Here is a 15,301-nt window from a genome sequence, read left to right as displayed (position 1 = left end):
ATATTATTAAAGCCCCTTCGCTTTAATGTTCTTTTTTACAATCCCCAAACATCAGGATTGGTGGTGGAAATAGCAAGTGCTCCTGCCTCAAGGGCATTCATAACATCTTCCTTGTCAGCAATTAACCCCCCGGCTATTATTGGAACTCTGCTGACCTTGTTGATTCTCTTGATCATCTTAGGAAGAACTATACCCGGAAGAAACTCTATTATGTCAGGTCTTACCCCGGGCATTCTCGCCTGCTTCTCAATATTCTGAAGTGCCATGCTATCCAGTATGAAGTATCTGAGAACTGTATTCAGTTCAAGCTCCTTGGCATGGGATATCAGATTGCTCTTTGTAGTGATGATGCCATCTGCCTTTGTATTGTTCTTGATAAAGTCAAGACAGACCTCTTTTGAATTGTTAAGTCCGGTGATCAGATCCACATGGACCATGGCCACCTTCCCGGCTTTCTTGATCTTTTCAACAATGCCCGGAATCGAACATATATCTCCGTATAATACAAAAATTATCTCGACGTCTTCTGTAAGTGCTGTCCTTAAACCTTCATCATCCTTCACGGCAGCTATGATAGGATTCATCTCAATTCTGTCAATAAATTCACGATTTTTCATTCTATTTTGTCAAATAAAAAAAGAGCAGGCAAAGTAAAATGAGGTTCCCCCTCATCTATACCCTTACTCTTTTCTCAAGGCTCTTCTTCAGTTTTGTAATACCAGGGTGTCGCTTTCATCATGTCCGTCAAAAACCTTTTCCTACAAACTTAAATCAACTTAATTTAACGACTGTCGGTCAGTTCTTTTCGACAAAATAATCATATCGCGCCTTTGTGCAAAATGCAATAGGTTTGTTTATACTTTTTTTATTTTTTGTACTTATTAACAAATATATTGTACACTTTTTGTGTGAAACTGATACAAAAAGTGTAATTTTTGCACAAACCCTTTAAAGCATTAAAGTTTCCAACACAGCAAAATGCGCATAGACAAAAAACTCGTCCATGCGCATTAATATAGCCAATTCAGTTCAACTGAAGATTTCCCCAGCTGTCAGAAGGGCAAAGCCCAATGTAAGTCTTTCCTCTGTTAACAGCAAGCTCTCCACCGTCCGCCTTGTAATAATGAGTAACTCCTGCTTCAGAATCTTTTTTCCAGGTAATAGGAATAGCCTTACCATTTGTAATGTAGTACCCTGATCCTGATCCAACAACGTTATAAGTCAGATAGCCGTTCTTGTCCAGCTGGTTAAAAGAAACATTCTGCAAGATAACGTTCTTAAATGTCAAAGGCTGACCATCTTCAGCATCTGTGTGTAATGAACCATACTCATAATAATCATAGGTTCTGCTTTCAGGATTATAGGCAAGTCTGCTCTTGTTGTGAAGGAAGATGTTTCCAAGCTCAACATTATTTGCCACAAGATCGCTGGCAAGCTCTGTATCTCCACCTGCAAACTGGAAATGATTTCCGGGAGCAGCTGTATAGGTGGTTGGATAACCGGCCTTTGCAAATCTGCTTACCATCTCCTGACCAAAAGCATACTCTGTAAACTCGGTAGGCTTACCATTTTTAACCCTTGTAAATCCTCCGCTTAAGTTGGAGGCATAGGGCTGTGCCAGATAAGATTTAATATAGAATGGTCCACCGTCATGAACCAGAACTGCGTTGTATTCTCCCGAAAGCATTACATTAGTAGTTCTTGTACTTCTGATGCTTCCTGTCTGTCCCAGATTGGTCCAGTCCTTATAAATACACATAAGTCTTGTGACACGGCCGTTGGCTGTGCTGTTCATCATCTCGTAGACAATGTCCGCCTCTCCTGTGCCGTAGTGCGCAAGAGCCTTTTTCTCGTTGTCCACCATAATGGCCACAGGTCTCTGGTTTGCGATGGCATCGCTGATCTCCAGTCCTGTCAGCTCAGATGTGGCTGCCAGTGAAGAAACAGGCAAACTCGCAAATGTCAGTATACTTGTTGCTAAAGCCAATACTCTTTTTAACTTCATTCTTTCTCTCCCTCATAAATAAGATATTTCTATGATCAATTCTGCAAACCCTGAAGGAATCCCTCCACATATTTATGGTAAGTTTCCGGATCTGTAAGAATAGATTCCGCATGTCCTGCCTTTGGAATAAGGTGTATCTCTTTTACCCCCTTTGTGCGCTCTGCCATATCCTCAGAATTCTTAGGAATGATCAGATTGTCTTCTGCCCCATGTATAAACAAGATAGGTATAGTATTGTCATCAAGGCTGTCTATTGGCCTCATATCCCTAAGTGAATAATGGAATCTCATTACTGCGCCAAAGTCAGCAATCTCAAAAAGAAATGTTGGAACACCTGCGCTCTTATAGCCATTCCTTAGGACATTTTCTATATCCGAAAAGCCACAGTCTGCAACCACAAAGTCCACAGCGGGTTTTTCTTTAAGGCATGTAAGGGTAGTTGCTGCTCCCAGTGATTCACCGTGAAGCCCAAGATAAGTAAGATCAGGATACCTTTCTCTTGTGTCCTCTATAAGGCACAGAAGGTCCTGGCTCTCTAAAACTCCATAGCTGGTAAAGGTCTTTTCATTAAGGCCATGGCCACGAAGGTCATAGATAATGCAGTTAAATCCAAGATCCATGTACATGGGAACATATTTAAGCGATCCCATTCTGTTGTCAGTATATCCGTGGGAAATAATGATATACTTACTGCTCTTTTGAGCCGCCTTTGGATCTGTTAACAGTTGAACGTGAAGCTCATACCCCTCGTATCCTGGTACAGTATAATCAATCTTATCAAGCCCCTCATAAAAAGAAGTATCATAGTGTTCAGACTGCCACTCAAAGGCCTCATCCAGAGTCTGCCTTTGTCCCGTCATGACAAATCCTGCCATAAAAAGAGAAAATGCAAAGAACAGGATGACCAGTATCAACAATATAATAAGAACTATCTTCATGGCTTTATTCAATGCCTCTGTTTCCTTTCATTCCAAGGTTCAACGCGCAGCACTATCATTATACCACATATTTTTATCCATTCTCGCCAACAGCCTCATAGGCGGTATAAAAGGTTTCAACCCTGTCGAATCTATAGTAGGCATCGCCCTGGATGGTTGCAGCGCTTCCGGGATCAAGGCACACTTCATCGATGTTTTGTGGGATCATCCACATACAGTCAACAAGCTCTTTTCCATCAAAGAAAAGAACGTAGGCATCAACCTTAACCTTCTTGTCGGATTTATTCTCTGCAGTAAGTAGTGCTGAACTGCCTTCAACTGCAGTATGAACAGAAATATATTTGGCCATATCAGTTTCATAGGGAGTTCTCTTGGTTATGAGAAATTCATAGGCATCAGGTATCTTGCCTCCTAAGTCTCTTTTATCAAATCTTCCCTCGAAAACAAATACAGAGCCGTCCCTGACTACTTCTACGGTCTTGTCAGAAACAGCCAGTTCCTCTCCCTCTTTATCCCTTGCAATAAATCTGCACTCAAACCTGCAAAGATCACCGGTCTTATTTTGAAGAACCAGAACTGGATTACAGTTGTGATCATCTTCTCTGAAGTACTGAGCCACAAGAATAGTTCCAACAGGTAGTCCTCCATAGGAAGGCATGTCATCATCAGAAGGTGCTATGCTAACAATCCCTCCCTTGTTCTTCTCCTTGGGGTCTATACTGTCCAAACTTTCAAAAATGCCATTATTTTCTACGACATTTGTGTCATTATCTTTCTGTTCTTCTTCCTCTTTATCGACCTTTATGTCATTTTGCACAAAATAGGTCTGATCATCCTCCTGTTCAGGCAAGTTGTCGGGCTCCGTGGCTGCAAGTTCAGTTTCCTGACTAACAGTGGTCTTAGGATCAAAAACATGAATACCGAAATTGGAATAGTTGGTGGAAAGGATCTGCTGAAAAGAACTGGCGTACATGTCACCTTTTACAGGAAGTCCAAAGCCAAAGGTATTGAGATACATAACAATGGGAAGGGCAAGTCCCGCTGTACCAATGGCAATTATCCTGACAGTCTCGATAGACTTCTCTTCTTCCTTGAAAAAAAGAACTAAGCCCATAATAAACGACACTAATGACGGCAAAAAGCCCACCATAAAGAAGCTCATCACAAGGCTTAGTATTGAAATGATCAAAGTTATTGTAGTTATATGCATGAAAGTTCCCCCAGGTTTCTGTGCATATTGTACAAAAGTGACAGGAAGTGAAATGTCAATACTTGTATATAATAAATTATATAATACAATATATTGTAGTTAAAAAGTGTTTTGTGTTACAAAATGAGGAGGGAAAAAAGTATGGCTAACGTTGCATGTCTTGAGGCACTGGATCTTAGTGTAATCCGCAACATTCTTCGTTCAATGATCAACGAGCACTGGTCAGTAGCTGAAGCGCTCGATGAATACGATATACCTGAAGAACTACGTGATGAATATGAAGCGCTCATTGAGCAGTGCTTTTTAGATTGAACTAATCAATAAGGTCTAATCCGACATCATAGACCTTGCCTTCTACCGCGTCCGATAGCCACTGGGCCATTGATATCCCATTTTGCGTAAACAACGTAAAATGGGGTTCACGAACGCTGGTATGTACTGTTCCACCGCTGGTCATAAGCGGTATTTTCCACTCATTCAAAAAGATGCCGAAATACGGCGTTATTTCTTTTAACTCCTGCACCATCTTCTTATTCAGCAGGAAATATTCCTCCTGTACATCAGAATCTGACGCATATTTCTTATTTACGATATCATTGTGATATGCACTGAGGAGATAATCTCTTACAGAGCTTGAATAAAGATATCTGAATCTGCTTCCATATCTGTCATAAAGATCCCTATACCAGTCCAAAGTAATATTGTCCGAATGAATAGGCTTATAGAAACTCTCCTTTGCCATCCAGATGTGCTTTGCAGTCTTTCTCCAGCCCTTATACAGAAGTAGTCCGCTGTCTGAAAGAAGTGTCACATTTCTTGCCTTTGGATAGTAGTTGTCCACTATCTCTCCTGCCAGGGCAGGCACAGCAAAAGCTCCTGCTGAATTTCCTGCTATAAGCAGAGTATCAGGATTAGGGAAAAGAGCTTTTGCCACCTTCATACTCTCAAGAAAATTAACATAGCCATGGAAATGAAGCACCTCTGTGTTGCCATCCTCAGTCTTATAGGGATAATCATTGCATCCTATATGAAAATCTCCTGTGGCATAGGTTATGACCACAAAGCTCCAATCCTTAAACGGATTCTTGTCGCCGGAGATATCAGTGATGCCAACATTTATGTTCATGATCTGGGTGAAGGGTCTTAGATTATTCCAATAGAAATTAGGCTGGCCGGCTGCAACCTTTCCCCCTGTAACAGGTCTGGCAGCTGTGTACTCATTCCAGGCAACTCCGCCCCCGGAAAGGAATACGCAGAGCTTCTCAGGATCAGCCAGCTTAACATAGATATAGTATTCAGAACCATCCCCCGAAAGTCCCCTATCCAATGGAACCTTGTACCATACCATTTTCTCAGGCTCCTTTGGAAGGTCCGGCGCCATAAGCCTGTTCTCAATTGCTTTGCCGATGGAATTCTCAACAAAGTCTCCGGCCTTGGATGCGAAAACAATACCTCTTTTTAAGTTGTTCTTGTTCAGCTTATTCTTAAGATTCATAGATTAAACATCTTCTCCGAGGCATTTTTAAGATCACGGAACCTGAATATCACAAGAGCAGCTATAAGTATCATGTAGAACATAATGCTGCACACTGCCGGCCATGGGAAGGTATTCTCCCCATTTCTGATAAAGATGATCTGAAGAAGCACCATCACAAAATCAAATACAATGTACAGAATATATTCATCAAGACGCAGTCTAAGTATCAGCGCAGTAACAATAGTCACGATAGCCAGGCCAATAAGGGTCATGGGTATCATCCAGCGGATGCTCCAGCCGTGGAAATTGGTCATCTTATCGATGTAGTAATCCACAACTATGGCAACCAAAACCTCAAAGGTTATGACCTTTATCAGATTGTTTCGAAGGTACATTGTGGCAATGATATCGATCCAGACCACCAGAATTCCCAGCATAACAGGGCCGATAAAAGAAAATTCCCCTTTGGTCATGATATTGATTGTCCCAAAAACGATCTCAGAAGCTATGAACAAAAAGGTGCAAACCTTCAAAAAGGTTATTGATGTGATCTTTCTCTTCCCAAGTACAGGGAAAGAAGGATTCTCATCCCCTTCAGTCTCGTATAAAAGCCCCTGGCAAAGTGGGCAGCACTCTTTTCTTCCTCGAATCTTAACATTACATTTCTTACAGTATTGCATCACTTATCCTCGTATAAATCGTAGTCATTAGTACCAAGCTCAATCTCCAGTCCCTCTTCAGTAAGGCACCTGAAGAAATTTAGCATGGTCTTGTGGGTCTTATAGGGTGAAACTTCTCCGAATACCATCTTGTCCTTAAAGGTGCATACGCACACCTGCTGAGAAGACGCTGTCATAAAGGCGCAGAACCTGTCTATGTAGTCCTCTACCTCTTTTGGCATCTTGATAAGGCCAAGGTTCGACATTGAGGTTGTAACTCCCCTCTTAGCTGCACTGTCAAATCTGCCTATAGTGAAGTCTTTGATGGGCAGTGGCACCATCTTAATAGCCAGATTGTGCTCCAAAGCCGAGTATGAGTTCATTGTCTTTTCAATATTCTCCGGAGCAAGCTTTTCCTTAAAGTCCGCAGCAACCTGATCTGTTATGCTGTTAATCTCTCCGGTATATTTTGCAGGATCATAATCAATATTGATAACACCAAAGAAATTCCTGGCAGTTCCGCTCTTATAAAACTGGCGAAGATTAACAGGAACACTGACCACCACATGCTTCTTTCTCTGATGACGGTTCATTCCCTGTATTACCGCCTTGATGTACAAAGCAACACAAAGCACCCCAACTGTAGTGTTATACTTGTGGGCCAGTTCCAGGAATTTAGAAGCAGACACAGTACCCTCAAGAAGATGAGGTAAAAGATTATCATCCAGCTCTCCGCTTACCTGATAAGCCTTTACAGATCTCATTTCATTGAGCTGTTTTAAGCCCTTTTGCTTGCTGTAATTATCTGTGAAAGCATCGACATTCTTCTCCTCAAGGGAAAAGTCATCAGAAGGCTTAATATCTTCACTTAAGTTGTATCTGATCTGCAGATACCTTGTGATGAGGTTCTTAAAGAACATGAAGGCTCCCGTGCCATCAGCCAGCACGTGGAACATCTCAAGATTTATCCTCTTTTTGAAATAATTTACCCTGTAAAGAAGCGCCTTTTTTCCCTTTATGTACAGTGGCATACAGGCAGGTGAATGTTCCTCCTCCACCACAGCTTTTAGGTCGCTATCCTCCAAATAGTACCAGAAAATTCCCCTGTGAAGGACACAGTTAAAGAAGGGATACTCCTCAATGGTCTCATCCAGTGCCCTTTGAAGAATCTCCTTGTTGACGTCTTCCTTCAGCTCGCAGGTAATCCTGAATACTCTTGTATTTGCGCCTTTTGCAGTCGACGGTACGATCTTGGCAGCATTGTCCAGCTCGTACCAGTTAGCTCTTTTTTCCATCAGTTCCTATATCCTTAGTTTAGTATCAGAGTTTTTCAAGTCTCTCTGTGACTATATCCATGTTGCCTTTGCTCATCCTGTAAATAACATCCTCAAGAGAAATGAATTTCTTGTTGCGAATGAACTTAAGGTATTTAGTGGTAAAGCGCATCTTGATGCCCTTATGCTCTATTCCTGAGTTGACCTTCTCCTGTATGGTAGCACAGGTATCAGCCGGGTCGTGAGCCATGCTCTTATTAAGGATACACAAAAGTGTTCCTGCTGTGCGAACAAAGCCCTCACAGTTGGGATCATCAGATACATCTATAGATTGAAGCGCCCCAATGGACCACTTCTTAAGCGTATGGTAAATTCCATACTCGCAGTCCAGTTCTACAACCTTGTCATTGACGCCATCGTACAGCCACACTTCGTTCCCCTTTACGAACATATCTCTAACCTGGAACAGGCTTCCTTCAAACGGAAAAGAGATACCGGCGCTCTCGCACCCTGTCAGAAGAATATTGGCATTCACTTCTGAAACGATATCCTCCGGCTCAGGAACGTCTTCCTTCATGGTGAAGTTCGGCTCCTTGGCTTCATGGTCATAATTTGTCTCAAATTCCTTAGAAGGATCCATTTCTTCAAAGAAAGATTCCTCTTCCTTTGCCTCAGCGTCTTTTTTTGCTTCTTCCTTTCCTTCAAGGCGAGGACTTTCATCGTGACGGATCCTGTAGCTTCCAAAGCCAGGAGTCTGGACTGTAAATCTGTCTGTATTACACTCCTCAAAAGGTCCTGCAACCGGATATCTTCCGCGCTTCCTCCCAAAGTAATCTGTATCAAACATAATGGCGCTGCCATCAGGATTTTCAAATCTCTGTTCAGGCTCAAAGGCAACTCCCAAAGACTCAGTGTTTACAGGAAGTGTAAAGTTTCTCGGAAGATACTCATAGAGATTGGTGTGAAGAGTATATCTTCCGTCCTCCTCATCAAGGTAAAGACTGATCTTGTGATCCTGATCCACGTGAGCAGCCACTTCATAGTCGCTGGCTCTCGCTCCGTTATAGAAGGCATTTCCGCCGGTGTAAACAGGCAGATGATCATAGTACATATCTGTAGATCCAGCCTCTTTTATTGCGCCCTTTTTAAACCTTGAGAAATACTCTGAAGGTGTCGGGAAGTGATTATATACACAGGTACCACAGATGAAGTTATTCATGTCCATGGTATCGGAGTTTTGAGATACACAGAAATCCAGAAGATCCTGTCTAACTTTCTTTTGAACAAAGATGTTATTGTAGAATCTTGCATCTCCGTGAAGTATGGTCATAAATCCGGCAATCTTCGTGGAATGAGGAACATGGTATGGTGTAAACCTCTGTGTAGGGAACTTTTTTGTTCCGTCATCTGTTCCTAATCCAACATAAGTAAATGAACCAGCTATCAGATTGTGCACAAAGGCAAGGCCCTGAGTGCTGAGTCTGCAGGCAATATCTGAAAGCAAGAGGTTATGGTCTATCAGTGTAGGGCCATGGGAAACCTCAATAAAGATATCCTCACCAAGGGACAGTCCGTCTTCAATTACAGTTCCCTCCGGAGGAACATTATCATGAAACAGGTTCTGGCTTACCCTGGTGCCCTGAGCCTGCCAGTCAAGCCAAAGACCTCTTGTACAGTGGTCAATGTGGTTGCGCCTAATTATTGCATCAATGGCAGCATGAAGCTTGATTCCACCGATCTCTGCTCCCGCCAGATTATGCTTGTTGTTAATGTTATGGATATGATTATCCTCTATGATGGAGAAAGCGCCTCCAAGATGCCCTACAATTCCTGTCTGTCCGCAGTCATGGATATCGCAGCGTCTTACAATATGGGAGCCAACAGTTTCTTTATCCCAGCCTTCATTTACAGCCTGGCAGATAGCATCACGCTCAGTCTGGGATCCAATCTTCACATAGTTTGTGGACCATTTATTGTTGTTACCCTTCTGGTAATACTTTCCAAGGGAAATACCACAGCACTTTGATTCATAGATGTCACAGTCTTCAATGATCCATCCCTTAGCCCAGTGAGGTCCTATCATTCCCTCCTGAAGAGCTGTTGGTGGTGCCCACTGCGTTGCAGCGCATCTTACTGTAAATCCGCATAAGGTGATATAGTTCAGCCCTGTCTTTTCAGGATAGAAGCATGCCTTTCTGACAGAGAATTCCACATTCTCCTCATTGGGGTCCTTACCCTGGAAATTGGCATAGATCACAGTACTACCGTCCTCCTGGGCAGTGTACCATACATACTGGGAAAAATCTGCATCCCAGGACCTTCTGTCCTTTTGTGGATGCATGCAAAGAGAAAGGTCAAATACCTCGTACATTGACCTGCCGTCTAAATATATATCTCCTGTGTGTGGATTTTTATCGGATGTCCAGAACCAGTCACCATGGACCTCATCCGTATAGGGATTGTAATCCCCAAAGAAGCTGTTTGGAATTCGAATGCGCCAAACATTTTCAAAGGCTTCCCAGCCACTAAGGCGCTCTGCGCCCGTAATAACTGCTTCGCCTCTTGAAGTGCTGACATATTTAATTCTGTCAGACTCTGTGCCTGAATTTACAGGTTTTACCCATTCTCTGTATATACCGGGAGCCACCAACACGGTATCGCCTGCCTGTGCTATAAGAGCAGCTTCCTGTATTGTCTTAAAAGGATGCTCAACTGAACCGTCGCCACTTCGAAGAACGTTACCTGACACATAAATCTGCATACTTTTCCCCCTCCAATCTGTTATACTATAGTATACCACGTTTTGGGAGGAGTAGTTTTATGGCAAGAATGAAATTCATATATGCAATCGCGATTCTGGCAGGCTTTATTCTTACAGGTGTCATTATAAGCCTTGTAAGTTCTATGTTTTAACCCATAGCCAGTTTCTTATTCTGGTAAAGATCTGAATCTGCTCTTGCTATGAATGCCTGAATAGATACCGGTGCCTGGTAGTCGTACTGAGCGATTCCAATGCTGACAGTTACATCGTAGGGAGCAGCATCATTCTCAGTTGCTCTTCTGATATTATTTCTGATCTGATCTGCAAGCCATGTGGCTTCTGCCTTATAGGCCATCTCAGCAACTATAACAAATTCATCGCCGCCATATCTTGAAACAAACATCCTGCTTCTGGGGCCACCCTGGCAGGCTTCTTTAATTGCAGTGGAAACTCTGACAAGTGCCCTGTCGCCCTCGGAATGTCCGTAGGCTTCATTGATATTGCGCATTCTGTCCACATCAACCATCAGGAGGAATAGACTCATTCCCGGCTCTTCATTCTTCATCTTCTGAATAAGATATCTGTACATCTGATTCCTGTTGTTGGTCTGAGTCAAAGGATCAATGGAGATCAGATTATCAATGGTTGTGGTGTAAACATAAAAGACCGCCAGTACTCCGCCATAGCAAAGGAAAGGTATTCTCCAGTAAATAGCCTGTAAAATACCAAGCAAAATAGGCGCTGCAGGGAAAATAGCGATCATGAGATAGATACCTCTTTCAGCATATCTGTCCTTGTTGAAGTATCTTGAAAAAGCCTTTATTGAAGCCGCGATCATGTAACCAAAGGGAACTATTATGAGAAGAACATAAAACCTTCCGTTTACAAGAGTGCCACTCTCATCGACATAAAATACCAGTCCTGTCCAGTTGGCAGAAATGCAGAGAAAAGCTGCAATAACTACAGGAATAGCCAAAAGAAGCCGGTTTCTCATCTGTTCAATGAACATGTCTCTTTGTATTACCTCAGAGACCACAAACCAGTAATATGCAGAAAAGCTTATTAAAACATAAGTACAGGTATTTGCCAGATAGATCAGTGAAACCGACTGCCCAAACAAGCCTCCGTCCACCATTCCCCAAAAAATCTCAGCGGCATAATAGAACATAAGAATGATTATCATATTTCCCAGATAAATCTGAGAAGCCTGCTTATTTACACTCTTTACGATTTTAAAAAGAATAACAGCCAGGAGCAGAATGCAAAAGAAATACGCCTGGCAATAATAAAATACATACCCCAAACCAATAGCCTCCAAATTCTACGTGAGAATAATTTTACCCTTATCACGCACCGCTTGCAATAGCTTTTAATGCCTCAAATTCAGAATCGTAGACTCCTCCCATGGCTTCTACTTCCTCCCAGGTGTACCAGGACCCGGAAAGCTGTACTCCCCTGATAGAAATATCCGTTGCAATGACCATAAAAGGCTTGTGATTAACCACAATGTAACAGGTTCTGTTCAGTCCAAAAGGCGTGACAAAAACATGGCCTGTATCTATGAGGTGATTGATCTGATCAAGCGTCAAGTTTTTATTTAGTGGTACTGTTTTCAGCATAAAGCACTTCCTTTTTAGGCAATATAAAAGCCAAACAGTATACAAATTTATTATACTATCTGGCTTTTTGAGTGTAAATTCGTTTATATTTATTTAATAAAAGGTTCAGATGTTGTAGTTTCTTTCTCCGAAAATTCCTGTTCCTACTCTTACAAAGGTAGCTCCTTCCTCAATTGCGACCTGGTAATCTCCTGTCATTCCCATTGAAAGTGTATCCATATTAACTCCCGGGATCTTCATGGCGTTAATGCTGTTCATCAGCTCTTTTAACCCCTTGAAATAAACCCTGTTACTCTCAGGATCCTCCGTGTAAGGAGCAATGGTCATAAGGCCTCTGATATTGAGATGAGGAAGAGTGCTTATCTCTTTGACAAATTCTGGGGCATCATCCGGGGATAAGCCAAACTTACTGTCCTCATGAGCCATATTAACCTCAATAAGTACATCTATCTTCTCATCAGTCTTTGAAAACTGCTTCTCTATCTCATCTGCCAGCTTTTTGTTGTCCACAGAATGGATCATGCAGACTCTGCCGGGAAGATACTTAACCTTGTTAGCCTGAAGATGACCTATCATATGCCAGGATAAGGGTTCCTTGATCTCCTCTGTCTTATCCTTGATCTCCTGGACCTTATTTTCTCCAAATACAGTAATTCCGCAGTCCATGGCCTGTCTGATATCGCTAACGGGCTTTGTTTTACTTACTGCAATAAGAGTTACTTCGCTTCTATCTCTGCCGGCTTTTTTGCAGGCTTCCTGTATATTCTTCTCTACAAGTTCCAAGTTTTCTTTGATCATAACCCATCTCCCATGCTAGATTTTTTTTCATGTGTAGTATATCATAATCATAGGGTTGTGCAACGGGGGTAAAAGCCTATGCTTATCAGTGAAGTTGCAAATGGTTCCGCAATTAAGATACATGCCGTAATTAACGGACACAGCGTTGTCCTTTTGACCTCGGCTATTTTTGGTGTGTCCGGAGGTCTGCTTGTAAGGCCCATGGAATACTTCGGAAAGTATATGGAGATCTTAGAGCCCTCAAATTGTGAGATCCGCAATAAACGCGACGGAAGAGTCTACAAATTTGTATCAACCACCATCACTCCCGTAAAGACCCGTTACGGTAATTTCCACCTGATCAAAAGTGCCTCAATGCTTGAGCCTGAGAACGAGAGAAAGGCCGAAAGGTTCCATATTGAGAAGCTTGGTCTTATGTCTATCAATGGTAACAGCCTTGATCTTAAGAACTGCATCGTTTACGACGTTTCCATGAGAGGCATTTCCCTTATTATAGATGACAACACCAAGATCAATATCGGAGACCATATAGACGTAATGTTCAGATATGGAGCCATGCTCCACAACTATGAACTGTCTACTGTTGCTGTCAGATTCTTTAAGGTACAGGATAAAAAAGCTGTCGGCTGCACCATATCCAATATTAATGTTGACCTTATAACACTTCTGGTTTCCATGAAGAAAGAGCTTGCGAACCTTGATAATGTGCCTGAGACAGATCTTAATCCGGAAATTTCTCAGGATCAGCAGGTGCTTGAGGTCGAGGAGGATATTGCAGCAGCAGTACCGGAAAGGCCCTCTTCCATTACTATTCCTGCCAAAGAAACGAGTGGAAACAACCCAAAGACCTTGAGAGAACAAAGAAAAGAAGAAAAAATGGCCCAGCAGGCCAAAGACATAGCCAACCTGCTGGACCTCAAAGATATCTAAGTAAAAAGCCGCCCCAACACCAGGGACGGCTTTTATTATCTATCAGAAGCGGATCTGCTTCTCTACCATTCTTACGAATTCAACATTATTTCTGGTCTTGGAGAACAGGTTAATGCACTGATCTACCGCATCGTCAGCCTTCATGCCGTTAAAGCCCTTTCTAAGGCTATTGATTGCTGCCAGCTCTTCGCCTGAAAGAAGAAGATCTTCTCTTCTGGTGCTGGACTTAGGAATATTGATAGCAGGGAAGATTCTCTTTTCCTGGAGCTTTCTGTCAAGCACCATTTCCATGTTACCTGTTCCCTTGAATTCCTCGTAGATAACATCATCCATCTTGGAACCTGTCTCTATAAGGGCTGTAGCCAGGATTGTAAGGCTTCCGCCCTCTCTCATGTTTCTGGCTGCACCAAAGAATCTCTTTGGCATGTGAAGAGCTGCAGGATCAAGACCACCGGAAAGTGTTCTTCCTGAAGGAGGAACTACAATGTTGTAGGCACGGGTAAGTCTTGTGATGGAATCCAGAAGGATAACAACATCCTTGCCATGCTCAACGAGTCTTTTTGCTCTTTCCATTACCATCTCGGCAACTCTCTTGTGATGCTCAGGAAGCTCATCGAAGGTTGAGTAAATAACCTCTGCGTTAGGTCCCTCTACCTCTTCCTTGATATCTGTTACTTCCTCAGGTCTCTCATCAATAAGAAGAATGATAAGATGGATATCTGCGCTGTTCTTAAGGATTGACTTTGCAACCTCCTTAAGAAGTGTTGTCTTACCGGCCTTAGGAGGAGAAACGATCATACCTCTCTGTCCTTTACCGATAGGGCTTATAAGATCCATGATCCTCATAGCAACAGAGCATCCGGGCTGCTCAAGTCTAATCTTCTTGTTAGGGAATATTGGGGTCATCTTGTCGAAATCCCATCTTCCCATGGCAACCTCAGGCTTGTAGCCGTTTACTGTATTAAGAACTGAAAGAGCTGCGAATTTATCTGTTTCCTTCTTTGCTCTGCAGATTCCTGTAAGGATATCTCCTGTCTTAAGGTTGTACTTTCTGATAAGACCGGGAGCTACATATACATCATTTTCACCGGGAAGGTAATTCTCGCATCTGATAAAGCCGTATCCATCCTGCATTACCTCAAGGATTCCGCCGGCGCTGTCGCCATCTGCCATATCCTGAGGTTCTGCCTCTTCCTTAGCTGGCTGAGCTGCCTTTGGAGCCTGTTCCTTGCTTGGAGCCGGTGCTGCGTTTGAAGATGACTCCTCCATCAGCTTATTCATTCCACCGGTCACAACAATCCTTCTTTTACGGGATCTGTTTTCACCTGCAGATTCTTTCTTTTCAGAGGCCTTCTCCTTAGGCTTTTCCTCTACTGTATCCTGAGCCTGTCTCTGAGCATTTTCCTTCTCGTCCATCTCACACATAAGGTCGATGATCTCAGACTTCTTCATTCCTGATGCGCCTTTAATGCCGCGCTTCTTCGCAATGTCTCTAAGGTCGTTCAGCTTAAGTGTTTCGTATCTTTCTCTCAAATTTACTCCATTTCTGCGCCTTTGCGCTCCTTATAAAAAAACCACATCATTGTCTTTAACTATCTTCTAAGGGATTCAATAAACGACTGCATCTAAA

14 protein-coding genes are annotated in these 15,301 nt (G+C 42.6%); 2 read left to right on the top strand and 12 right to left on the bottom strand.

The annotated features are described in order from the left end of the window. Nucleotides 1-35: 35 nt before the first annotated feature. The 4 genes from BO18_RS31850 to BO18_RS31835 all read right to left on the bottom strand — a co-directional run bounded on the left by BO18_RS31850 (nt 36) and on the right by BO18_RS31835 (nt 4,153). The gene (locus BO18_RS31850; RefSeq protein ID WP_034453048.1) at nt 36-617 is read right to left on the bottom strand and encodes a glycerol-3-phosphate responsive antiterminator; all 582 of its coding nucleotides are present in this window, start codon (nt 615-617) and stop codon (nt 36-38) included. Nucleotides 618-1,024: 407 nt separating this feature from the next. After that, nucleotides 1,025-2,005: a DUF3048 domain-containing protein gene (locus tag BO18_RS31845; protein WP_034453046.1), complete on the bottom strand. Its 981-nt coding sequence runs from the start codon at nt 2,003-2,005 to the stop codon at nt 1,025-1,027. Nucleotides 2,006-2,040: 35 nt separating this feature from the next. Next, a complete protein-coding gene (locus tag BO18_RS31840) occupies nt 2,041-2,943 on the bottom strand; it encodes an alpha/beta hydrolase (RefSeq protein ID WP_034453147.1) in 903 nt (300 codons plus the stop codon). A 73-nt stretch (nt 2,944-3,016) separates the two neighbouring features. Further along, nucleotides 3,017-4,153: a hypothetical protein gene (locus BO18_RS31835; RefSeq protein ID WP_185752660.1), complete on the bottom strand. Its 1,137-nt coding sequence runs from the start codon at nt 4,151-4,153 to the stop codon at nt 3,017-3,019. Between the two features lie 141 nt (nt 4,154-4,294). Here BO18_RS31835 and BO18_RS35335 point away from each other — a divergent pair, with 141 nt between their 5' ends. Next, nucleotides 4,295-4,465, top strand: a complete 171-nt coding sequence (locus BO18_RS35335) for a hypothetical protein (RefSeq protein ID WP_185752659.1) — start codon at nt 4,295-4,297, stop codon at nt 4,463-4,465. Between the two features lies 1 nt (nt 4,466). Here the strand turns inward: BO18_RS35335 and BO18_RS31830 are convergent, their stop codons facing one another. The 7 genes from BO18_RS31830 to BO18_RS31800 all read right to left on the bottom strand — a co-directional run bounded on the left by BO18_RS31830 (nt 4,467) and on the right by BO18_RS31800 (nt 12,741). Further along, a complete protein-coding gene (locus BO18_RS31830; RefSeq protein WP_034453043.1) occupies nt 4,467-5,648 on the bottom strand; it encodes a pectin acetylesterase-family hydrolase in 1,182 nt (393 codons plus the stop codon). Further along, nucleotides 5,645-6,310, bottom strand: a complete 666-nt coding sequence (locus BO18_RS31825; RefSeq protein WP_034453041.1) for a DUF6320 domain-containing protein — start codon at nt 6,308-6,310, stop codon at nt 5,645-5,647. Before BO18_RS31825 ends, BO18_RS31830 begins: the two co-directional genes overlap by 4 nt. Then, nucleotides 6,310-7,584: a hypothetical protein gene (locus BO18_RS31820; RefSeq protein ID WP_034453040.1), complete on the bottom strand. Its 1,275-nt coding sequence runs from the start codon at nt 7,582-7,584 to the stop codon at nt 6,310-6,312. Before BO18_RS31820 ends, BO18_RS31825 begins: the two co-directional genes overlap by 1 nt. A 25-nt stretch (nt 7,585-7,609) precedes the next feature. Next, the gene (locus BO18_RS31815; protein WP_066738548.1) at nt 7,610-10,324 is read right to left on the bottom strand and encodes a right-handed parallel beta-helix repeat-containing protein; all 2,715 of its coding nucleotides are present in this window, start codon (nt 10,322-10,324) and stop codon (nt 7,610-7,612) included. Nucleotides 10,325-10,472: 148 nt separating this feature from the next. Then, the gene (locus BO18_RS31810) at nt 10,473-11,627 is read right to left on the bottom strand and encodes a GGDEF domain-containing protein (protein WP_034453038.1); all 1,155 of its coding nucleotides are present in this window, start codon (nt 11,625-11,627) and stop codon (nt 10,473-10,475) included. Between the two features lie 43 nt (nt 11,628-11,670). Continuing rightward, nucleotides 11,671-11,943 carry a hypothetical protein gene (locus tag BO18_RS31805; RefSeq protein ID WP_034453037.1) on the bottom strand — a complete coding sequence of 91 codons (273 nt, stop codon included), beginning with the start codon at nt 11,941-11,943 and terminating at the stop codon, nt 11,671-11,673. A 105-nt stretch (nt 11,944-12,048) separates the two neighbouring features. Next, nucleotides 12,049-12,741: a YggS family pyridoxal phosphate-dependent enzyme gene (locus tag BO18_RS31800; protein WP_034453036.1), complete on the bottom strand. Its 693-nt coding sequence runs from the start codon at nt 12,739-12,741 to the stop codon at nt 12,049-12,051. Between the two features lie 78 nt (nt 12,742-12,819). Here BO18_RS31800 and BO18_RS31795 point away from each other — a divergent pair, with 78 nt between their 5' ends. Continuing rightward, nucleotides 12,820-13,671, top strand: coding sequence for a PilZ domain-containing protein (locus tag BO18_RS31795; RefSeq protein WP_034453035.1), 852 nt, complete (start codon nt 12,820-12,822; stop codon nt 13,669-13,671). A 42-nt stretch (nt 13,672-13,713) separates the two neighbouring features. On the opposite strand, the gene rho is transcribed toward BO18_RS31795, so the two are convergent. Beyond that, the gene (gene rho / locus BO18_RS31790; RefSeq protein ID WP_034453034.1) at nt 13,714-15,204 is read right to left on the bottom strand and encodes a transcription termination factor Rho; all 1,491 of its coding nucleotides are present in this window, start codon (nt 15,202-15,204) and stop codon (nt 13,714-13,716) included. Nucleotides 15,205-15,301 lie beyond the last annotated feature (97 nt).

This window comes from Butyrivibrio sp. AE2032 (assembly GCF_000702965.1).
This window is presented reverse-complemented; position numbering and strand designations above follow the sequence as displayed.

Coding starts and splice junctions, on each gene's coding strand:
- BO18_RS31800 (WP_034453036.1), bottom strand. CDS start 12,741: ATGATCAAAGAAAACTTGGAACTTGTAGAGAAGAATATACAGGAAGCC.
- BO18_RS31815 (WP_066738548.1), bottom strand. CDS start 10,324: ATGCAGATTTATGTGTCAGGTAACGTTCTTCGAAGTGGCGACGGTTCA.
- BO18_RS31825 (WP_034453041.1), bottom strand. CDS start 6,310: ATGCAATACTGTAAGAAATGTAATGTTAAGATTCGAGGAAGAAAAGAG.
- BO18_RS31840 (WP_034453147.1), bottom strand. CDS start 2,943: ATGAAGATAGTTCTTATTATATTGTTGATACTGGTCATCCTGTTCTTT.
- BO18_RS31835 (WP_185752660.1), bottom strand. CDS start 4,153: ATGCATATAACTACAATAACTTTGATCATTTCAATACTAAGCCTTGTG.
- BO18_RS31820 (WP_034453040.1), bottom strand. CDS start 7,584: ATGGAAAAAAGAGCTAACTGGTACGAGCTGGACAATGCTGCCAAGATC.
- BO18_RS35335 (WP_185752659.1), top strand. CDS start 4,295: ATGGCTAACGTTGCATGTCTTGAGGCACTGGATCTTAGTGTAATCCGC.
- BO18_RS31795 (WP_034453035.1), top strand. CDS start 12,820: ATGCTTATCAGTGAAGTTGCAAATGGTTCCGCAATTAAGATACATGCC.
- BO18_RS31845 (WP_034453046.1), bottom strand. CDS start 2,005: ATGAAGTTAAAAAGAGTATTGGCTTTAGCAACAAGTATACTGACATTT.
- BO18_RS31850 (WP_034453048.1), bottom strand. CDS start 617: ATGAAAAATCGTGAATTTATTGACAGAATTGAGATGAATCCTATCATA.
- BO18_RS31805 (WP_034453037.1), bottom strand. CDS start 11,943: ATGCTGAAAACAGTACCACTAAATAAAAACTTGACGCTTGATCAGATC.
- BO18_RS31830 (WP_034453043.1), bottom strand. CDS start 5,648: ATGAATCTTAAGAATAAGCTGAACAAGAACAACTTAAAAAGAGGTATT.